Source organism: Pseudomonas quebecensis (assembly GCF_026410085.1).
GTDB classification, from domain to species: Bacteria; Pseudomonadota; Gammaproteobacteria; order Pseudomonadales; family Pseudomonadaceae; genus Aquipseudomonas; species Aquipseudomonas quebecensis.
In genome coordinates, this window is record NZ_CP112866.1 from 4663011 (window position 1) to 4683037 (window position 20027).

Annotated in this window: 21 protein-coding genes; 15 read left to right on the forward strand and 6 right to left on the reverse strand. The window is 61.9% G+C overall.

Annotation, left to right across the window (positions count from 1 at the left end; all coding sequences use genetic code 11):
* Positions 1-149: 149 nt before the first annotated feature.
* From urtA to OSC50_RS21860, 12 genes are all read left to right on the forward strand, one after another.
* A complete protein-coding gene (urtA, locus tag OSC50_RS21805; protein ID WP_181080909.1) occupies positions 150-1415 on the forward strand; it encodes an urea ABC transporter substrate-binding protein in 1266 nt (421 codons plus the stop codon).
* A 75-nt stretch (positions 1416-1490) separates the two neighbouring features.
* On the forward strand, positions 1491-2993 hold the full coding sequence (gene urtB / locus OSC50_RS21810) for an urea ABC transporter permease subunit UrtB (RefSeq protein WP_253510230.1): 1503 nt from the start codon (positions 1491-1493) through the stop codon (positions 2991-2993).
* A complete protein-coding gene (gene urtC, locus OSC50_RS21815) occupies positions 2993-4060 on the forward strand; it encodes an urea ABC transporter permease subunit UrtC (RefSeq protein WP_253510228.1) in 1068 nt (355 codons plus the stop codon). The genes urtB and urtC overlap by 1 nt, the downstream gene beginning before the upstream one ends.
* On the forward strand, positions 4057-4890 hold the full coding sequence (gene urtD / locus OSC50_RS21820; RefSeq protein WP_253510226.1) for an urea ABC transporter ATP-binding protein UrtD: 834 nt from the start codon (positions 4057-4059) through the stop codon (positions 4888-4890). The genes urtC and urtD overlap by 4 nt, the downstream gene beginning before the upstream one ends.
* A gap of 566 nt (positions 4891-5456) precedes the next feature.
* On the forward strand, positions 5457-6155 hold the full coding sequence (gene urtE / locus OSC50_RS21825; RefSeq protein ID WP_253510224.1) for an urea ABC transporter ATP-binding subunit UrtE: 699 nt from the start codon (positions 5457-5459) through the stop codon (positions 6153-6155).
* A gap of 31 nt (positions 6156-6186) precedes the next feature.
* Positions 6187-7026 carry an urease accessory protein UreD gene (locus OSC50_RS21830; protein WP_181080420.1) on the forward strand — a complete coding sequence of 280 codons (840 nt, stop codon included), beginning with the start codon at positions 6187-6189 and terminating at the stop codon, positions 7024-7026.
* An 85-nt stretch (positions 7027-7111) separates the two neighbouring features.
* The gene (gene ureA, locus OSC50_RS21835; RefSeq protein WP_003171437.1) at positions 7112-7414 is read left to right on the forward strand and encodes an urease subunit gamma; all 303 of its coding nucleotides are present in this window, start codon (positions 7112-7114) and stop codon (positions 7412-7414) included.
* Between the two features lie 9 nt (positions 7415-7423).
* The gene (locus OSC50_RS21840; protein WP_181080421.1) at positions 7424-7936 is read left to right on the forward strand and encodes a GNAT family N-acetyltransferase; all 513 of its coding nucleotides are present in this window, start codon (positions 7424-7426) and stop codon (positions 7934-7936) included.
* Between the two features lie 5 nt (positions 7937-7941).
* Positions 7942-8475 (forward strand): GNAT family N-acetyltransferase, encoded by a 534-nt coding sequence (locus OSC50_RS21845; protein ID WP_253510222.1) that lies wholly within the window; start codon positions 7942-7944, stop codon positions 8473-8475.
* Positions 8472-8780, forward strand: a complete 309-nt coding sequence (locus tag OSC50_RS21850) for an urease subunit beta (protein ID WP_253510219.1) — start codon at positions 8472-8474, stop codon at positions 8778-8780. Before OSC50_RS21845 ends, OSC50_RS21850 begins: the two co-directional genes overlap by 4 nt.
* Positions 8781-8902: 122 nt before the next feature.
* Positions 8903-10603 (forward strand): urease subunit alpha, encoded by a 1701-nt coding sequence (gene ureC, locus OSC50_RS21855; protein WP_181080424.1) that lies wholly within the window; start codon positions 8903-8905, stop codon positions 10601-10603.
* A 94-nt stretch (positions 10604-10697) separates the two neighbouring features.
* The gene (locus tag OSC50_RS21860; RefSeq protein ID WP_181080425.1) at positions 10698-11825 is read left to right on the forward strand and encodes a sensor histidine kinase; all 1128 of its coding nucleotides are present in this window, start codon (positions 10698-10700) and stop codon (positions 11823-11825) included.
* Positions 11826-11846: 21 nt separating this feature from the next.
* Here the strand turns inward: OSC50_RS21860 and OSC50_RS21865 are convergent, their stop codons facing one another.
* The gene (locus OSC50_RS21865; protein ID WP_181080426.1) at positions 11847-12785 is read right to left on the reverse strand and encodes a DnaJ C-terminal domain-containing protein; all 939 of its coding nucleotides are present in this window, start codon (positions 12783-12785) and stop codon (positions 11847-11849) included.
* Positions 12786-13024: 239 nt separating this feature from the next.
* On the opposite strand from OSC50_RS21865, the gene OSC50_RS21870 reads away from it, so the two are divergent.
* On the forward strand, positions 13025-14293 hold the full coding sequence (locus OSC50_RS21870) for an Hsp70 family protein (RefSeq protein WP_253510214.1): 1269 nt from the start codon (positions 13025-13027) through the stop codon (positions 14291-14293).
* Between the two features lie 125 nt (positions 14294-14418).
* On the opposite strand, the gene OSC50_RS21875 is transcribed toward OSC50_RS21870, so the two are convergent.
* Together OSC50_RS21875 and OSC50_RS21880 are read right to left on the reverse strand one after the other, a co-directional pair.
* The gene (locus OSC50_RS21875) at positions 14419-15432 is read right to left on the reverse strand and encodes an AI-2E family transporter (protein WP_181080429.1); all 1014 of its coding nucleotides are present in this window, start codon (positions 15430-15432) and stop codon (positions 14419-14421) included.
* Between the two features lie 127 nt (positions 15433-15559).
* Entirely contained in the window at positions 15560-15859 is a 300-nt protein-coding gene (locus tag OSC50_RS21880) for a PsiF family protein (protein WP_181080430.1), read from the reverse strand.
* A gap of 121 nt (positions 15860-15980) precedes the next feature.
* Here OSC50_RS21880 and OSC50_RS21885 point away from each other — a divergent pair, with 121 nt between their 5' ends.
* The gene (locus OSC50_RS21885; RefSeq protein ID WP_266245683.1) at positions 15981-16859 is read left to right on the forward strand and encodes a DMT family transporter; all 879 of its coding nucleotides are present in this window, start codon (positions 15981-15983) and stop codon (positions 16857-16859) included.
* On the opposite strand, the gene OSC50_RS21890 is transcribed toward OSC50_RS21885, so the two are convergent.
* Positions 16856-17746: an esterase/lipase family protein gene (locus OSC50_RS21890; RefSeq protein WP_266245681.1), complete on the reverse strand. Its 891-nt coding sequence runs from the start codon at positions 17744-17746 to the stop codon at positions 16856-16858. The two genes, OSC50_RS21885 and OSC50_RS21890, sit on opposite strands and share 4 nt — an antisense overlap.
* Positions 17747-17921: 175 nt before the next feature.
* Here OSC50_RS21890 and OSC50_RS21895 point away from each other — a divergent pair, with 175 nt between their 5' ends.
* Positions 17922-18452, forward strand: coding sequence for a ferritin-like domain-containing protein (locus tag OSC50_RS21895; RefSeq protein WP_181080433.1), 531 nt, complete (start codon positions 17922-17924; stop codon positions 18450-18452).
* Positions 18453-18518: 66 nt separating this feature from the next.
* Here the strand turns inward: OSC50_RS21895 and OSC50_RS21900 are convergent, their stop codons facing one another.
* Together OSC50_RS21900 and OSC50_RS21905 are read right to left on the reverse strand one after the other, a co-directional pair.
* Positions 18519-18875, reverse strand: a complete 357-nt coding sequence (locus OSC50_RS21900) for a hypothetical protein (RefSeq protein WP_266245679.1) — start codon at positions 18873-18875, stop codon at positions 18519-18521.
* Positions 18876-19241: 366 nt separating this feature from the next.
* The gene (locus tag OSC50_RS21905) at positions 19242-19853 is read right to left on the reverse strand and encodes a hypothetical protein (protein WP_266245677.1); all 612 of its coding nucleotides are present in this window, start codon (positions 19851-19853) and stop codon (positions 19242-19244) included.
* Positions 19854-20027: the final 174 nt, after the last annotated feature.

Below are 20027 nucleotides of genomic sequence, written 5' to 3' on the forward strand. Positions count from 1 at the left end.
GGCCGGGTTCAGGCGCCGATTCGGTGCAGGGCCTGGCCGCGGACGCGGTGCAGAGCGCCGTATTCACGCCTTGGCCCAAGCGGGCACAGCCCTTGCAATCACCGGAGTATCTGTCCAACAACAACACTTGGGTACTCGGAGATCGCACCATGAAGCGTCGCAGCTTGATCAAGGCTTTCACACTGTCGGCATCCATTGCCGCCATGGGCATGACCTGGACCGTCCAGGCCGCCGAGACCATCAAGGTCGGCATCCTGCACTCGCTGTCCGGCACCATGGCCATCTCTGAAACGTCCCTCAAGGACATGGCGCTGATGACCATCGACGAGATCAACGCCAAGGGCGGCGTGAACGGCAAGATGCTTGAGCCAGTGGTCGTGGACCCGGCGTCGAACTGGCCGCTGTTCGCCGAAAAAGGCCGGCAGTTGCTGACCCAGGATAAAGTCGCCGTGGTGTTCGGCTGCTGGACCTCGGTGTCGCGCAAATCCGTGTTGCCGGTGTTCGAAGAACTTAACGGCCTGCTGTTCTACCCGGTGCAATACGAAGGCGAAGAGATGTCGCCGAACGTGTTCTACACCGGTGCCGCGCCGAACCAGCAAGCCATTCCGGCGGTGGAATACCTGATGAGCGAAGAAGGCGGCGGCGCCAAGCGCTTCTTCCTGCTCGGCACCGACTACGTGTACCCGCGCACCACCAACAAGATCCTGCGTTCGTTCCTGCATTCCAAAGGCGTGGCGGACAAGGACATCGAAGAGGTCTACACCCCGTTCGGCCACGCCGATTACCAGACCATCGTCGCCAACATCAAAAAATTCTCCGCCGGCGGCAAGACCGCAGTGATTTCTACCGTGAACGGCGACTCCAACGTGCCGTTCTACAAAGAGCTGGCCAACCAGGGCCTGAAAGCCACCGAGGTACCCGTGGTGGCGTTCTCCGTGGGCGAAGAAGAACTGCGCGGTATCGACACCAAACCGCTGGTGGGCAACCTCGCCGCCTGGAACTACTTCCAGTCGGTGGAGAACCCGGTGAACCAGAAATTCGTCGCCGACTGGAAAGCCTACGCCAAGAAACACAACCTGCCGGGCGCCGACAAAGCCGTGACCAACGACCCGATGGAAGCCACCTACGTGGGCATCCATATGTGGGCGCAGGCGGCGGAGAAAGCCAAGTCCACCGACGTCGACAAAGTGCGTGAAGCCCTGGCCGGCCAGACCTTCGCCGCGCCGTCGGGCTTTACCCTGACCATGGACAAGACCAACCACCACCTGCACAAGCCGGTGATGATCGGCGAGATCCAGGCCGACGGGCAGTTCTCGGTGGTGTGGCAGACCCAGGAGCCGATCCGCGCGCAGCCGTGGAGCCCGTACATTCCTGGCAATGACAAGAAGCCGGACTATGCGGTGAAGAGCAACTAAGCCCCACCACAGGCCAAATGTGGGAGGGGGCTTGCCCCCCTCCCACACTGTCCCCGCAAGATCAGGACATTTTGTATGCCCACTGCCCTGCACCGTTTCATAGTCACAGTCCTGCTGTTGCTGCCTTTGGCGGCAAACGCTGGCGACGCCGAAGACTTCCTGGCCGCCAACCCGACGCAGCAAGCCAAGCTGTTGCAGGACTGGGCTGCCCAGCCCGACCCGGCGCGCATCGAGTTGGTGGACGCTCTGCAACAAGGCCAACTCACCCTCAATGGCGAAACCAAAACCGTGCGCCTGAACAACCGCCTGCGTGGCTTGATCGACAACGTGCAAGCCAGCCAGCAACTGCTCGCCGCCGACCCCAAGGTGCGCCTGGCTGCGGCACGCACCCTGCAAAAAAGCGCGCAACCTGCGCAACTCAAATTCCTCGACCAGCAGGTCGCCGCCGAGACCAACGAGGATGTGCACACCGCCCTCAGCCTGGCCCTGGCCAACCTGAAATTGGTCGACCCCGATCCGGTAGTGCGCCTGGCCGCCGTGCGCCTGCTCGGCAGCACCGGCGACCCGCTGGCGCGCACGCGCCTCGAAGCGCTGCTGGCGCCGGGCGTCGAAACCGATGCCGGCGTGCACACCGCCGCCGAAACCAGCCTGGCCCAGGTCAAACGCAAACTGATGCTGGGCGAGATCCTCGGCCAGGCCTTCAGCGGCATGTCCCTGGGCTCGATCCTGCTGCTGGCGGCCCTGGGGCTGGCGATCACCTTCGGCCTGCTCGGCGTGATCAACATGGCCCACGGCGAGATGCTGATGCTTGGCGCCTACTCCACCTATGGGGTGCAACTGCTGATGCAGCGCTACGTGCCCGCAGCCATCGAGTTCTACCCGCTGATCGCGCTGCCGGTGGCGTTTTTTGTCACCGCCGCCATCGGCATGGCGCTGGAGCGCACGGTGATCCGTCACCTGTACGGCCGCCCATTGGAAACCCTGCTGGCTACCTGGGGCATCAGCCTGATGCTGATCCAACTGGTGCGCCTGGTGTTCGGCGCGCAGAACGTTGAAGTGTCCAACCCGCAATGGCTGTCGGGCGGCATCCAGGTACTGCCCAACCTGGTGCTGCCGTACAACCGCATCGTGATCATTGCCTTCGCGCTGTTTGTGGTCGTGCTCACCTGGTTGCTGCTGAACAGGACGCGCCTGGGCCTCAACGTGCGCGCGGTCACCCAGAACCGCAACATGGCCGCCTGCTGCGGCGTGCCCACCGGGCGCGTGGACATGCTCGCATTCGGCCTCGGCTCCGGCATCGCCGGCCTGGGCGGCGTGGCGCTGAGCCAGATCGGCAACGTCGGCCCGGACCTGGGCCAGAGCTACATCATCGACTCGTTCCTGGTGGTGGTGCTCGGCGGTGTCGGCCAGTTGGCCGGCAGCGTCACGGCGGCCTTCGGTTTGGGCATCGCCAACAAGATTCTTGAGCCGCAGATCGGTGCCGTGCTCGGCAAGATCCTGATCCTCGCGCTGATCATTCTGTTTATCCAGAAACGCCCGCAGGGACTCTTCGCACTGAAAGGACGGGTGATCGACTGATGAACCAGCCATTGATGCTCACGGCCACGCAAAAGGCCGGCCCCAAGGTGACGATTGCCGTCGGCGCGCTCATCCTGATCCTGCTGCTGGCCTTACCGTTGTGCTCCCTGCTCGCGCCGGAAAACCCGCTGCACGTTTCGGCCTACACCCTGACATTGGTGGGCAAGATCCTCTGCTATGCGATTGTCGCCCTGGCCCTGGACTTGGTATGGGGCTACGCCGGAATGCTGTCCCTCGGCCACGGGTTGTTTTTTGCCCTGGGCGGTTATGCGATGGGCATGTACCTGATGCGCCAGGCGGCCGGCAGCGAACTGCCGGCGTTCATGACCTTTTTGTCGTGGACCGAATTGCCCTGGTATTGGGCCGGCACCGATCACTTCCTCTGGGCACTGTGCCTGGTGGTGCTGGCGCCGGGGTTGCTGGCGCTGGTGTTCGGCTTCTTTGCCTTCCGCTCGCGAATCAAGGGCGTGTATTTCTCGATCATGACCCAGGCCCTGACCTTTGCCGGGATGCTGTTGTTCTTTCGCAACGAGACCGGGTTTGGCGGCAATAACGGCTTTACCAACTTTCGCAGCATCCTGGGCTTTGGCATCACTGAACCGGGTACCCGCGCCGTGCTGTTCAGCGCCACGGTGTTGCTGTTGGTGGCGAGCCTGTACATCGGTTGGCGCCTGGCGCAAAGCAAGTTCGGCCGTGTGCTGACCGCGCTGCGCGATGCCGAGAATCGCCTGATGTTCTGCGGCTACGACCCGCGTGGTTTCAAGCTGTTTGTATGGGTGCTGAGCGCGGTGTTGTGCGGCTTGGCCGGCGCCTTGTATGTGCCGCAGGTGGGCATCATCAACCCCAGCGAAATGTCGCCGACCAACTCCATCGAAGCCGCCGTGTGGGTGGCCCTGGGCGGGCGCGGCACGCTGATCGGCCCGCTGCTCGGCGCTGGCGTGGTCAACGGCATGAAGAGCTGGTTCACCGTGGCCTTCCCGGAGTACTGGCTGTTCTTCCTCGGGGCGCTGTTCATCATCGTTACCCTGTACCTGCCCAAGGGCGTGATCGGGCTGCTGAAGAAATGAGGAACGTCATGCTTGAACCTATTTTCGATGCGGGCAGTGGCCGCGATGCGATCGGCATCGGCCAGGCCGCCGGCAAGGGCCTGAACACCCGCCATGGCACCATCCTGACCCTGGAAGACATCAGCGTCAGCTTCGACGGTTTCAAGGCGCTCAACGACCTCAACCTGTACATCGGCGTCGGCGAGTTGCGCTGCATCATCGGCCCCAACGGCGCGGGCAAGACCACGCTGATGGACGTGATCACCGGCAAGACCCGGCCCAGCCACGGCAGCGCCTGGTTCGGCGAAACCCTGGACCTGACCAGCCTGAGCGAAGTACAGATCGCCCAGGCCGGCATCGGCCGCAAATTCCAGAAACCCACGGTGTTCGAAGCCCTCAGCGTGTTCGAAAACCTGGAGCTGGCGCAGAAGACCGACAAGTCGGTATGGGCCAGCCTGCGAGCGCGCCTGAGCGGCGAGCAGAAAGACCGTATCGATGAAGTGCTCGAGACCATCCGCCTCAGCGCGTCAGTGCAGCGCCCGGCCGGGCTGCTGTCCCACGGCCAGAAGCAGTTTCTGGAGATCGGCATGCTGCTGATGCAGGACCCGCAATTGTTATTGCTCGACGAACCGGTGGCGGGCATGACCGACGCCGAAACCGAATTCACCGCCGAATTGTTCAAGGGCCTGGCGGGCAAGCATTCGCTGATGGTGGTGGAACACGACATGGGCTTTGTCGGCTCGATTGCCGACCACGTGACCGTGTTGCACCAGGGCAGTGTGCTGGCCGAAGGGTCGCTGGAGCAGGTGCAGGCCGATGAGCGGGTTATTGAAGTGTATTTGGGACGGTGATACATCGGCCAGCTTCGAGCCTAAAGCTTCAAGCGGCAAGTTAAAGCAAAGCAGGCATGCCCCGCTCTTACTTGCAGCTTGAAGCTTGCCGCTTGACGCCAACTAACGGAGTTCGTTGATCGTTCCCACGCTCCGCGTGGGAATGCCGCCAGGGACGCTCCGCGTCCCGCTGCCAACGCACGGCTCAAGCCCTGCGCAATGGTGACGCAGAGCGTCACGGGATGCATTCCCACGCGGAGCATGGGAACGATCATGGGGAGAATTGAACATGCTGCAAGTCGACAAGCTGCAACAGTACTACATCGGCCAGCTTCGAGCCTAAAGCTTCAAGCGGCAAGTTAAAGCAAAGCAGGCATCCCCCGCTCTTACTTGAAGCTTGAAGCTTGCCGCTTGACGCCAACTAACGGAGTTCGTTGATCGTTCCCACGCTCCGCGTGGGAATGCCGCCAGGGACGCTCCGCGTCCCGCTGCCAACGCACGGCTCAAGCCCTGCGCAATGGTGACGCAGAGCGTCACGGGATGCATTCCCACGCGGAGCATGGGAACGATCATGGGGAGAATTGAACATGCTGCAAGTCGACAAGTTGCACCAGTACTACGGCGGTAGCCACATCCTGCGCGGGCTTTCGTTTGACGTGAAGATCGGCGAAGTGACCTGCCTGCTCGGCCGTAACGGCGTGGGCAAGACCACCCTGCTCAAGTGCCTGATGGGCCTGCTGCCGGCCAAAGAAGGCGCGGTGAATTGGGAAGGCAAGCCGATCACCGGCTTCAAGCCGCACCAGCGCGTGCATGCCGGAATCGCCTACGTGCCCCAGGGCCGGGAGATTTTCGGGCGGCTGACGGTGGAGGAAAACCTGCTGATGGGTTTGTCGCGCTTCCCCGGCGCCGAAGCCAAGGAAGTACCGGCGTTTATCTATGAACTGTTCCCGGTGTTGCTGCAGATGAAGCATCGGCGCGGCGGCGACTTGTCCGGCGGCCAGCAGCAACAGTTGGCCATCGGCCGCGCCCTGGCCAGCCGACCGCGCCTGCTGATCCTGGATGAGCCCACCGAAGGCATCCAGCCCTCGGTGATCAAGGAGATCGGCGCGGTCATCAAGAAGCTTGCCGCGCGTGGTGATATGGCGATTCTGCTGGTAGAGCAGTTCTACGACTTTGCCGCCGAGCTGGCGGACCAGTACCTGGTGATGTCCCGGGGTGAAATCGTGCAGCAAGGCCGTGGAGAAAATATGGAAAGCGACGGTGTGCGCGGTCTCGTAACGATCTAATCTGTAGCGTCCTAACGATAAGCACATAAAGATGAACCTGCCCGTTTCCCCTGCCCTGTTCACCCCCAGCTGGCACGCCGCGCTGGAGCTCGGCTATGCGCGCGTGGGCGACACCACGCGCCCGGTGATGCGCCGCCACCTCGGCCCGCTGCGCGTGCAAAAGCACCTGTATGCCGAAGGCCCCGAGGTGTGCCAGCACATCATCGTGCACCCGCCCGGCGGGATTGCCGGCGGGGATCGCCTGGATATAACGGCCCATGTCGCCGCAGGTGCCTGGGCGCAATTGACCAGCCCCGGCGCGGCCAAGTGGTACCGCGCCGGCGGCCCGGCGTATCAGCAACTCGCGCTGACCGTCGAAGCCGGCGCCACCCTCGAGTGGCTGCCCCAGGAAACCATCGTGTTCAGCGCCGCCCAGGCCGAACTCACCACGCGCATCGACCTGCACGGCGATGCCCGCCTGTTCTATTGGGACGTGGTTGCGCTGGGCCGCCCGGCCAGTGGTGAACGTTTCGACCTTGGGCACTTTCAATCGCACCTGGATATCCGCCGCGACGGGCAATTGCTCTGGCACGAACGCCAGCGCATCGTCGGCGGCGATGGGTTGCTGGAATCGCCGATCGGGCTGGATGGGCAACCGGTGTTCGCCACGTTGCTTGTTACCGGCGAAATAACCGCTGAGCTGCTTGAACAATGCCGCTCTCTGCCCAACGCAGTGCGCGGCGACCTGACCCAATTGCCCGGCTTGCTGGTGGCCCGTTGCCTGGCCAGCGAGGCGTTGCTGGCGCGGGGATGGTTGATTGATGTGTGGCGACTGTTGCGCCCGGCCATATTGGGCCGAGAAGCGGTATCACCGAGAATCTGGAGCACATGAAGATCAAAAATGTGGGAGAGGGCAAGCCCCCTCTCACACTTAATCTCCATTGTATTTACGAATGTATTTCACGACGGACTGAACCATGGACCTGACCCCACGGGAAAAAGACAAACTGCTGATCTTCACCGCCGGCCTGGTGGCCGAACGGCGCCTGGCGCGCGGTGTGAAGCTCAATTACCCGGAAACCATTGCCTACATCTCCGCCGCCTTGATGGAGGGCGCACGCGACGGGCGCACGGTGGCCGACCTGATGCACTACGGCACCACCCTGCTCAGCCGTGAACAGGTGATGGAAGGCATCCCGGAGATGATCCCGGATATCCAGGTGGAAGCCACCTTCCCGGACGGCACCAAGTTGGTCACCGTTCACCAACCGATAGCCTGAGGCCCAGCCATGATTCGTGATGCAACCGAAAAGGACCTTCCCGCCATTCGCGATATCTACAACGACGCGGTGCGCAACACCACGGCTATCTGGAATGAACAGCCGGTGGACCTGGCCAACCGCCTGGCGTGGTTCAACGCGCGCCAGGCCCTGGGTTATCCGATCCTGGTGGCGGTGGAAAACGATGAAGTCACCGGCTACGCCTCGTTCGGCGATTGGCGGCCATTCGAGGGTTTTCGCTACAGCGTCGAGCATTCGGTGTACGTGCGTCATGACCAGCGCGGCAAAGGCCTCGGCCCGCGCCTGATGCAAGCGCTGATCGAACGGGCGCGCAGTGCCGGTAAGTACGTGATGGTCGCGGCCATCGAAAGCGGCAACCAGTCCTCGATCCGCCTGCATGAGCGCCTGGGTTTCGTCACCACCGGGCAAATGCCGCAGGTGGGCATCAAGTTCGGCCGCTGGCTGGACCTGACCTTTATGCAACTGGCCCTGAACCCCGGCGCCGAACCGCCCAAGGAGTGAGACCGATGAATGCTGCGCAACTGCGTCGAGTCAACGCGGAGAGTTTCGCCCATTACCGCCAGGGCTTGAGTGACCTGCTGCTGGACGCCGTCAGGCATGGCGCGTCGGTGGGCTTCATGGCCGATTTCGACGATGCCCAGGCGCGCGCCTACCTGAACGGCGTGCAGGCGAGTATCCAGGAGGGCAGCCTGCTGCTCTGGGTGGTGGTGCGCGAAGAGCAGGTGATCGCCAGTGTGCAGTTGGCGTTGTGCCAGAAAGCCAACGGTCTCAACCGCGCCGAAGTGCAGAAGTTGCTGGTGCACAGCAGCGCGCGCCGCCACGGCCTGGGCCAGCAACTGATGCACGCCCTGGAACTCGCCGCGCGCCAGCACAAACGCGGGCTGCTGTACCTGGACACTGAAGCCGGCTCCGGTGCCGAAGCCTTCTACCAGGCGCTGCGCTACACCAAGATCGGTGAACTGCCCGATTACTGCCAAAGCCCGGACGGGCGCTACAGCCCGACCGCCATCTACTTCAAGACCCTGGGGCAACCTGCATGATTCCTGGTGAATTTCAGATCCAGCCCGGCGAGATCGAACTCAACGTCGGCCGCCGCACCCTCACCCTGAGCGTGGCCAACAGCGGCGACCGGCCGATCCAGGTGGGTTCGCACTACCATTTTTTCGAGACCAACGACGCGCTGACGTTTGATCGTGCCGCCAGCCGTGGCATGCGCCTGAATATTCCGGCGGGCACGGCGGTGCGGTTCGAGCCGGGGCAGAGCCGTGAGGTCGAGCTGGTGGATCTGGCCGGCGGGCGGCGGGTATTCGGGTTTGCCGGGCGGATCATGGGCGACCTCGACTGATCGCTCCCACGCTCCGCGTGGGATGCCGCCATGGACGCTCCGCGTCCGCTCTTACCATCGTGACGCAGAGCGTCACAGGATGCATTCCCACGCAAAGCGTGGGAACGATCGAGGACACACACATGAAGATTTCCAGACAAGCCTACGCCGACATGTACGGCCCCACCGTCGGCGATAAGGTCCGCCTGGCCGACACCGAGCTGTTCGTCGAAGTCGAGCAGGACTTCACTGTTTATGGCGAAGAAGTGAAATTCGGCGGCGGCAAGGTGATCCGCGACGGCCAGGGCCAGAGCCAGTTGCTCGCCGCCGAGGTGGTCGACACGCTGATCACCAACGCGCTGATCATCGACCACTGGGGCATCGTCAAAGCCGATGTGGGCCTCAAGAACGGGCGCATTCATGCGATCGGCAAGGCCGGCAACCCGGACATTCAACCCGGCGTGACCATGGCCATCGGCGCCAGCACCGAGGTGATCGCCGGCGAAGGCATGATCCTCACCGCCGGCGGTATCGACTCCCATGTGCATTTCATCTGCCCGCAACAGATCGAAGAGGCCCTGACCAGCGGCGTCACCACCATGATCGGCGGCGGTACCGGGCCGGCCACCGGCACCAACGCCACCACCTGCACCTCAGGCCCGTGGCACCTGGCGCGCATGCTGCAGGCCAGCGATTCGTTCCCGATGAACATCGGCTTTACCGGCAAAGGCAACGCCAGCCTGCCGGGGCCGCTGATCGAACAGGTCAAGGCCGGCGCCATCGGTTTGAAGCTGCATGAAGACTGGGGCACCACCCCGGCGAGCATCGACAACTGCCTGAGCGTGGCGGACGACTACGACGTGCAGGTAGCGATCCACAGCGACACCCTCAACGAGTCCGGCTTTGTCGAAACCACCCTCGCCGCGCTCAAGGGCCGCACCATCCACACCTACCACACCGAAGGCGCCGGCGGCGGCCACGCGCCGGACATTATCAAGGCCTGCGGTTTCCCTAACGTGCTGCCCAGCTCCACCAACCCGACGCGGCCGTTCACGCGCAACACCATCGACGAACACCTGGACATGTTGATGGTCTGCCATCACCTGGACCCCAGCATCGCCGAAGATGTGGCTTTCGCCGAAAGCCGCATCCGCCGCGAAACCATCGCCGCCGAAGACATCCTGCACGACCTCGGCGCGTTCTCGATGATCAGCTCCGACAGCCAGGCCATGGGGCGTGTCGGCGAAGTCATCACACGCACCTGGCAGACCGCCGACAAGATGAAGAAACAGCGCGGCGCCCTGCCCGGCGACGGCGTGGGTAACGACAATTTCCGCGCCAAACGCTATATCGCCAAGTACACCATCAACCCGGCGATCACCCACGGCATCAGCCATGAGGTGGGCTCCATCGAGGTCGGCAAATGGGCCGACCTGGTGCTGTGGCGCCCGGCATTCTTTGGTATCAAGCCGACGCTGATCCTCAAGGGCGGCGCCATTGCCTCCAGCCTGATGGGCGACGCCAACGCTTCGATCCCCACGCCGCAGCCGGTGCATTACCGCCCGATGTTCGCCAGCTTCGGCGGTTCGTTGCACGCCACCAGCCTGACGTTTATCAGCCAGGCGGCGCTGGACGAGGGTCTGCCCGAAGCGCTGGGTTTGAAGAAACGCATCGGCGTGGTCAAGGGCTGCCGTGATGTGCAGAAAACCGACCTGATCCACAACGATTACCTGCCGGCCATCGAAGTGGATCCGCAGACTTACCAGGTCAAGGCGGACGGGCAACTGCTCTGGTGCGAACCGGCGGACGTGCTGCCGATGGCCCAGCGTTATTTTCTGTTCTGACCGTTCATCGGCATTCACCTGCAGGGCCAGTGAATGAAGCACGCGTATGGCGCTACGATGCGCCACGCGCTTTCACCGTTCTGGAAACCTGGCCATGCGTTTATCCGAATTCATCGTGTTACACGCCGAGCAGATCGTTGATGAATGGGAGCTTTTCGCCCAGACCCTGACCCCCGCCGCCGACACCCTCAACCGCACACAATTGCGCGACCACGCCCATTCGATCCTGCTGGCCGCCGCCCGTGACATGAACACCCGCCAAAGCGCCAGCGAACAAGCCGCCAAGGCCAAGGGCGCAGGCCCGGAGAACACCCCCAGCCTGGACCAGGCCGCCGCCAGCCATGGCGAACTGCGCCACACCGTGGGCTTTGACCTGGTGCAGATGACTTCCGAGTTCCGGCATTTGCGCGCGTGCGTGATCCGCCTGTGGGTCGACAGCGTGCACACCCCGCAACGAGCAGACCTGCAGGACATGATCCGCTTCAATGAAGCCATCGACGAAGCCCTGGCCGAATCCACCGCCGCTTACGCCGAACAGGTGGCGCGCTCGCGGGACATCTTTCTGGCGATTCTTGGCCACGACCTGCGCGCGCCGCTGCAGGCAGTGAACATGTCGACCGAGATGCTGCTGCGCAAGGCACAGTTGGACAGCCAGGGGGTGAGCCTGTTGGGCAATATCCGCAACGGCGCGCGTCACATGGGCGCGATGGTCAGCGACTTGCTGGAGTTCGTGCGCAGCCGTCTGGGCAGCAGCCTGCCCATCGAGCCCAAACCCATGAACCTGGCGGACGCGGCGCGCGAGGCCATTGCCGAGGCGTGCGCAGGTCGCCCGGAATGCAACCCGGCCCTGATCATCCATGGGGACACCCACGGCCAATGGGACCGTGGACGCATCGACCAGCTCCTGCAGAACCTGATCGGCAACGCCTTGCAGCATGGCGCCAACAGCCAGGCGGTAACCCTGACCCTCAAGGGCCTGGCCGACGGCGTGGAGCTGCGCATGCACAACTATGGCGCGCCGATTCCGGAAGCGGCCTTGGGCACGGTATTCGACCCACTGGTGCGCAGCGTCCACGAGGAACCGGGAAGCACCTCCACCAGCCTCGGGTTGGGGTTGTTTATCGTCAAGGAAGTGGTGCTGGCCCATCGGGGCAGCATCGAAGTAACGTCCAGCGAGGCGGACGGCACCACCTTCACGGTGGTGCTGCCGCGCTCGCTGTAACGGCCTCGCGTCGGGGCGGGCTTAGAAGTTTTCGCGCGGGTTGAAGTTGGCTTTCCTGGCCAGTTCCTGCCACAGCGCGATGGTTTCGTCGTCGGCCTGCTTGGGCATCACGGCCTTGAGCTGCACATACAGGAACCCGCGTTGCCCGGCCTTGTTCAGCAAGCCGTGGCCCTTGGCGCGCATGCGCTGACCGTTCTGGCTGCCCGCCGGCACCTTGAGGTTGATCTTGCCGGTCAAGGTCGGCACCGCGACTTCGGTGCCCAACGCCAGCTCCCACGGCGCCAGCGGCAGGTTGATGATCAGGTTTTCGCCATCCACTTCGAATTTGGGGTGCGGCGCAAACTTGACGATCAGGTACAGGTCGCCATTGGGCCCACCGCCGATGCCCGGCGCGCCCTGCCCCTTGAGGCGGATACGCTCGCCGTCGGTTACACCGGCGGGGATCTTCACGTTCAGGCTCTTGGTGGTGTTGCTGACATGCCGGCCCGAGGCGTCGTATTGCGGCACCTGGAAGCTGATCTGCTTGGACTCGGTGGACAGCGTCTCCTCAAGGAACACCGAGAGTTGCATCTCCACATCCTGGCCCTTGCGCCCGGCGGAACGGCGCTGGCCGCCACCAAAGGCGTCGCCGCGCGCGCCGAAGATCGAACTGAAAAAGTCCGAAAAGTCGCCCGCGTCCTGGCCACCGCCAAAGCCGCCGCGGCTCTGCCAGCCCGGCGGCCCCTGGAACGGCTGACCATGCTGGCCGTACTTGCGCAGCTCGTCGTACTCGGCGCGCTTGTCCGCGCTTTTGAGCGCTTCATAGGCTTCGGACGCGTCCTTGAACTTGGCTTCGGCGTCTTTTTCCTTGCTCACATCGGGGTGGTACTTGCGAGCCAGCTTGCGATAGGCGGTCTTGATTTCCTTGTCATCGGCCGTCGGCTCGACACCCAGAATCTTGTAGTAGTCTTTGAAATCCATCGGCGGTTCACCATCCTTTAATCGAGATCGCACAGCCTGGGGCACAAGGTGCGCTGCTCTGCACTTGTTGAGTCTTGTGGCCTGGGGGTGCGTCAAAGTGTTATCGGCGCTAGCCGTATGCACCAGATGTGGGGGCAAATCGGTGACTTTCAAGCATGATTTAACGGATGGTCGGCCTACGCATCCGTCCGCGACTGGCATACACTGCGCGGCCGTTTTCCGACCGGAACCCGATAGACATGAAAAACCCATCCCCGGCCCGTGCCTGCGGCATCGACTTTGGCACGTCCAACTCCACCGTCGGCTGGATCCGCCCGGGCGCGCAGACACTTATTGCGCTGGAGGACGACAAAATCACGCTGCCGTCGGTGGTGTTCTTCAACTTCGAGGAGCGCCGCCCGGTGTACGGTCGCCTGGCGCTGCACGAGTACCTGGAAAACTACGAAGGCCGCTTGATGCGCTCGCTCAAGAGCCTGCTGGGCTCCAAGCTGATCAAGCACGACACCAGCGTGTTGGGCACGGCAATGCCTTTCACCGATCTGCTGGCGCTGTTTATCGGCCAACTCAAGAGCCGCGCCGAAGCCAACGCCGGCCGCGAGTTCGAAGAAGTGGTGCTGGGCCGTCCGGTGTTCTTTGTCGATGACGACCCGATGGCCGACCAGGAAGCGGAAAATACCCTGGTCGACGTAGCGCGCAAGATCGGCTTCAAGGACATCTCGTTCCAGTACGAACCGATTGCCGCGGCCTTCGACTACGAGTCCACCATCGAAAAGGAAGAGCTGGTGCTGATCGTCGACATCGGCGGCGGTACTTCGGACTTCTCGCTGGTGCGCCTGTCGCCGGACCGTCGGCACAACGACAACCGCCACGATGACATTCTCGCCACCGGCGGCGTACACATCGGCGGTACCGACTTCGACAAGCAACTGTCGCTGGCCGGCATGATGCCGCTGTTCGGCTACGGCAGCCGCATGAAGAGCGGCGCCTACATGCCCACCAGCCACCACATGAACCTGGCGACCTGGCACACCATCAACTCGGTGTACTCGCAGAAATCCCAGCTGGCCCTGGGCAGCATGCGCTACGACATCGAAGACACCGGTGGCATCGACCGCCTGTTCAAGCTGATCGAACAGCGCGCCGGGCACTGGTTGGCGATGGAAGTGGAAGAAACCAAGATCCAGCTGACCCACGACGACAATCGCCATGTGCCGCTCGACCGCATCGAGCGCGGCTTGAGCGTGGACCTGAGCCGCACCTTGTTCGAGTCAGCCATCGACGGCCTGCTCGAACGCGTACGTGGCAGCGTGACTCAACTGCTCAACGATGCCTCGGTCAGCGTGGCGCAGGTAGACACCGTGTTCTTCACCGGCGGCTCCAGCGGCATCCCGGCGCTGCGCCACAGCATCTCGGCGATGCTGCCGAATGCGCGGCATGTGGAAGGGAATATCTTCGGCAGTATCGGCAGCGGGTTGGCGATTGAGGCGAGTAAGCGCTACGGTTGCTGAGTTTCACCTGAAATACCGTGGTGAGTTCATCGGGGGCAAGCCCCCTCCCACATTTTGATTTGTGAACGCATTCAAAGGTGGGAGGGGGCTTGCCCTCGATGGCGTCAGCCCAGACAACACAAAGCCTAAACCATCCCTCCCAGCTTCAACTCACTCTTCAAATACGCATAGTAAATCGGCCCCGCCACCACCCCCGGCAAACCGAATGCCGCTTCAAACACCAGCATCGCCAGCAGTAATTCCCACGACTTGGCACTGATCTGCCCACCCACGATGCGGGCGTTGAGGAAGTACTCGACCTTGTGAATCACGATCAGATAGCCCAGCGCCGCCACGGCCACCCAGATCGACAGCGACAGCGCGACGATGGTGATCAAGGTGTTGGACATCAGGTTGCCGATCACCGGCAGCAGGCCGAGCAGGAAGGTCAGCACGATGAGGGTTTTGGTCAGCGGCAGGTGGATGCCACACAACGGCAGCACCACGGCCAGGAACACGGCGGTGAAGGCGGTGTTGAGCGCGGCGATCTTGATTTGTGCGAAGACGATGTTGCGAAACGCCTGGACCAGCAGGTGCAGGCGGTCGAACAGCGCCGCGGCCAGGGGCTTGCGCTTGGTCAGGTCAGGGATGCGCTGCAGCGCGATGATCGCGCCGAGCACCATGCCGATCAGCAGCGTCACGAACATATGCGCCGCGTCTTTGCCCACCAGTTGCAGTTCGCTCAGGTGCTTGCTCAGCCAGTCGCCGATGGCCACACGGAACTCGGCGGCGCTGGCGGGCAGGTAGGCGTCGAGAAACGGCGGCAATTGGCCGCGCGCGCGGTCGACCACGCCCATGAACTTGTCGAGGGAGGCGCCAGGATTTTCCGCCTCGTGGAGCAGGAAGCTGATAGCACCGGCAAAGATCAGGGCCAGGACGCTGACGATTACAGTGCCCAGCAAGGCTACCGCCAGCCAGCGCGCGCGTCGGCCTTCGATCAGCCGTTGCAGTTGAGGGGTGAGCATGTTGACCAGCTCGTAAACCAACAGGCCGGCCAGCAGGCTGGGTAGCAATTTGAGCGGCAATACCAGCAGCAATCCGCCAAAAATAATGATGTAGCTGGCCAGCAACAACATATGACGCTGAGAAAACGTTGGCATACAGCCTCAAAACGAACGGCGTTAAAGGATGGGCAGTCTGCCAGCCTTGAGGGAATCAAGCGAGTGGGTAGGTTGTGAATGTGCTGGGAGGAGGCTCGCCACCTCCCACACCTGATCGCCTGCGCGGTCAGCCTTTGAGGCAGCTGCTCATGAAGGTCTTGCGCGCGTCCCCGGTCAGCGCCTTGGTTTTCGCCGACGCGTTGCAATCCTTCATTTTTTGCTGCTGCGGCGTCAGCGTCTTCGCATCATTGGCGGCCGGAGCCGACAGGCAGGTTTTCATGAACGCCTTGCGCTCGTCGCCCTTGAGCGTCTTGGTGGTGGCTTCGGCGTTACAGGTGGTCATCTTGGTTTGCTGGGCGGTGGCGGCAAAGCCCTGGGAGCACAACAGCAGGCCCATCATCAACAACGGTATACGCAGCATCTTCATGGAGTTTTCTCCCTGTTACCGGGCCGGGGGGCGCGGTCTTTCGAGAGTGTAGTCAAACCCTGTTACACCTTCCTGCGCAGAGAGAGGATAATCCCCGCTCATTCATCCATGCGGCGCTGTCATGCAATACCCTTATCCCCTGCTGGCCATCTTCATTTGGGCCGGCAATACCGTGGTCAACAAATTGGCCGTGGGTTCGATCTTCCCTGCCGAAATCGGCTTCTACCGCTGGCTGCTCGCGGCCCTGCTGTTTACCCCGTTCATGCTCAAGCCGGTGCTCGCTCATTGGGCGACCATCCGGCCCAACCTAGGCAAGGTCTGCATCCTCGGCGTGCTGGGCATGGCGGTGTACCAGAGCCTGGCGTACTACGCAGCCTCCCTGACCAGTGCCACCAACATGGGCATCATTCTGTCGCTGATGCCGTTGATGGCGTTGACCGCCGCCATTATCAGCCTCGGCCAGCGCCTGACCTTTGGCGCGCTCACGGGGGCGATACTGTCGTTTGCCGGGGTGGCGGTGGTGGTGTCGGCCGGCAGCCTCGGCGCGCTGCTGCAACACGGGGTCAACCTGGGTGACGCGATGATGCTGGTGGCCACCCTGGCCTACGCGGTCTACAGCACCCTGCTGAAAAAATGGCAACTGCGCCTGCCGCCGCTGGTGCTGCTGTACCTGCAGATCCTGGTGGCAGTGGTGGTGCTGTTCCCGCTGTACTTGTTGTCGGCGAAGGCCGGCCTGGGCTGGGCAAATATTCCGCTGGTGCTGTACGCGTGCCTGCTGGCGTCCATGCTTGCGCCACTGGCCTGGATGCATTCGGTGAAAACTCTCGGACCGAGTCGCACCACGCTGTTTTTCAACCTGCTGCCGTTGATCACCGCGCTGATCGCGGCGGTGGTGCTCAAGGAGGAACTGGCGCTGTATCACCTGGTGGGCGGGTTGCTGACCCTGGGCGGGGTGATTCTGTCGGAGCGCTGGACCACACCGGTGCGTCGACCCGCTTAAACCCCGGCGTCCTTCAAGCGTCGTGCGTGTTCGACAAACAGGCGGATCGGCTCGGCGCCCTTGCCCACCAGGCCCAGAGACTGATTGACGATGTCGAAGTGATCCAGCGCAAAGTCGTCGCCGATCACCACACCCAGGTGTGAACTGTAGCGCCCGACCATGCCGTCGCATTGGCCCTTCTCGCGTAGGAAGCTGCGGGCGAACAGCCGGCAACTGCGGTGGGTACCATCCAGCAGGTTGCGCCCACGGTCAGTCTTGCCCGGCTGCAAGGTGCCGGACCACGAGTAGTAGCGCACGCCATTGACCTCCTCGGCGCCCTGCCCGCCCCAGCTGTCGGGTAAACCCTGAGGATAGTGGCGATTGAACAGCGCCACGCCGGCGCTGGTCAGGGACTGGTGCGAGGCCCGCAGGTCCGCCTTGAAGCGCGGGCCGCGATAGCCGGTTTCCAGCAGGCCCATCATCCAGGCAACCAGGTGAAACACTGCGCTGACCAACCGCCCTTTGACGCTGTCGGTGGGGTAATGCGTGTGGAAATGGTCCGCCAGCTCCGAGCCGTGATTGGGCCCGGCCACCGACGTGACCGACGCCACCCATTCCGGCCGTGTGGCCGCCGCGTAGCGTGCGGTGAGCGCACCCTGGCTGTGGCCGATCAGGTTGACCTTGTCGGCCCCGGTTTCGCGACGGATTCGCTCGATCTGCAGCAGCAACTGCTCGCCGCGCACCTCGCTGGAATCCAGCGGCGCCACCTGCACCGGGAATACCACCGCCCCGCCCGCCTGCAGAGCCGGGACGATGCCGTACCAGTAAGGGAAGAACCCAATACGCACGAACGCCAGCATGCCGGGCACCAGCACCAGTGGATAACGTGTAGCCAACGACTTCGGCATGAAGCGAACATCCTCGAAAACCGCGTGATGCCTTGCAGACTAGCCCAGCCGCAAGTCTGCCTCATGACGTCGCGGGCAAATCCGATAAAACTTTTTGCCCGGCCCGGTACTCACAACTTGGAGCGATCACACCGACAGAGCGTGACGTAACCCGGATTAGCCCCAGGAGATTGAGATGACTGAAGCAAACTTGACCGACGTTGCGACCCTGCGCAGCCGCGCCCGCCAGAACGTCGAAAACGGTGCCGTAACCCAGGGCTATGACGCCGACCGCGAAGAAATCATTCGCCTGCTCAACGCCTCACTGGCCACTGAACTGGTGTGCGTGCTGCGCTACAAGCGCCACTACTTCATGGCCAGCGGCGTCAAAGCCGCCGTCGCCGCGCAGGAATTCCTCGAGCACGCCACCCAGGAAGCCGAGCACGCCGACAAACTTGCCGAGCGCATCGTGCAATTGGGCGGCGAGCCGGAGTTCAACCCCGACCTGCTGTCGAAGAACTCCCATGCTCAATATGTAGCCGGCAACACGCTTAAAGAAATGGTCTACGAAGACCTGGTGGCCGAGCGGATCGCGGTGGACAGCTACCGCGAGATCATCCAGTACATCGGCGACAAAGACCCGACCACCCGCCGCATCTTCGAAGAAATCCTGGCCCAGGAAGAAGAACACGCGGACGATATGGCGGACATTCTCGAAAGCCTGTAATTCGAAGTATAAAAAAGAGGGGGAGCCGGTTAACCGGCTCCCCCTCTTTTTTACTTGCTATGACCATTACTCAGTCAGAAACCATGACAAGGCCATTCCGGCGAAGGAAGACATAGTGAGCAGGAAGGGCAGGACCATCCATAGTTTGAGCCTTTTCGGCATACGCCTTACGTCCTCGGTAAGCACCAAGTGGCGCCATTGAAAAAGCTTTGGGATGAGGATAACGATCGCGATAACGAAGAGACGTTTCAGTTTCCCTCCAAACAGACCGAACCCAAATCTGTATTTGACCGTCACTATAAATGTGCTGAGTTTTAAATAGTCCTCGGCTTCTTCAAGTTTTGTATAGATGGCATAAATACATATGGGGTAACTCAACATCATAATAATGGCCGATATCATCCCAAGGGGCTCAAGCGTCATTCGCTACCCCCTGAAGTCTCATAAAGACTCGTACCAACCTGTTCTCCATACTTGTTTCCTAGCGAGCCTCCGGCTGCACCTACAATAATCCCGCCAACAACTGCACAGCCTAGCGCTCCTGCTCCGGCGGTAGGGGTGCCAAAGACTACTCTGCACAGGCGACCATTCCGACAGCAGCACCAACCTCTGCGCCGAACGCTGCCCCACCAACCCCGAACGCCAGTTTTCCTCCCTCTACAAACTTCGCCCGCGTACATTCCTGTTCGCGTCCGGTGGAACATGCCTCCGTTATTTCCAACGCGGTCACTCCGACATCCAGCGCGATCCCAATATACGTTCCTTTTTTCAACATCTCTGAAGCCTTGGCTACGCGCTTGACCGTCTCCTCATACCCACGAATTTCTCCGTGATGCCAATAGCTCTTACTGGAAATACCCAGCATTTTTTAATAGAGCCCTCATTTTTCAACCCCGTACCAAAACGCGCCATACCAGAGAGCTGAAGATCCAGCCTCGCAAATAGCGTCCTGCGATTAGCCAGAAACTCACTCCTCGCCCCCATAGTCCCGTTCTTCAAGTACTGCTTATGCAACTCGTCGATGTCCTTAAGGGTCTTTTCGATTTGCGCCAAGTGCTTGCTCCATGCACCGGTGCCGCTTCCGATGGTGAGCGAGGCGTGGGACATGATTGCCTGTAGCTGATCGTAGTTTTTGATCAAAAACTGATCAGCAGCAGAATGCGCCAGCAACGCCTGTTTTATGTTCTGCGCTGAGCGCATCAGTTGCGCTTCTTCAGCATTGCAAGACGCCGTGCGCGCATCAGGAATAATCACCAACTGCCCTGGCAGTACCACGACACTGCGGATGTGGTGGTTGACGGTGTCGAACTTTGTTTGCGCATGGGGGTTAAGAGAAAGGCTGAGCTTGAGCAGTGGATAAGGCTGCGGTCGCTCATTGATAAATGCGTAGGCTCCCTGCAAGGATTACACCTCCAAGTGACTGTGGCGGCCAACTATAGGAAGGCAACCCAGGAGACGTAAGGGGAATCAGGGGCGGTTTTAGCGCTTCAGAAATGAGCTACACAAGTCCAGGATCATACTGACGGCGCCGTGATAAAAGAGGCGGCCCAAGGGTCAAATGCCAGTCAGTTAAGG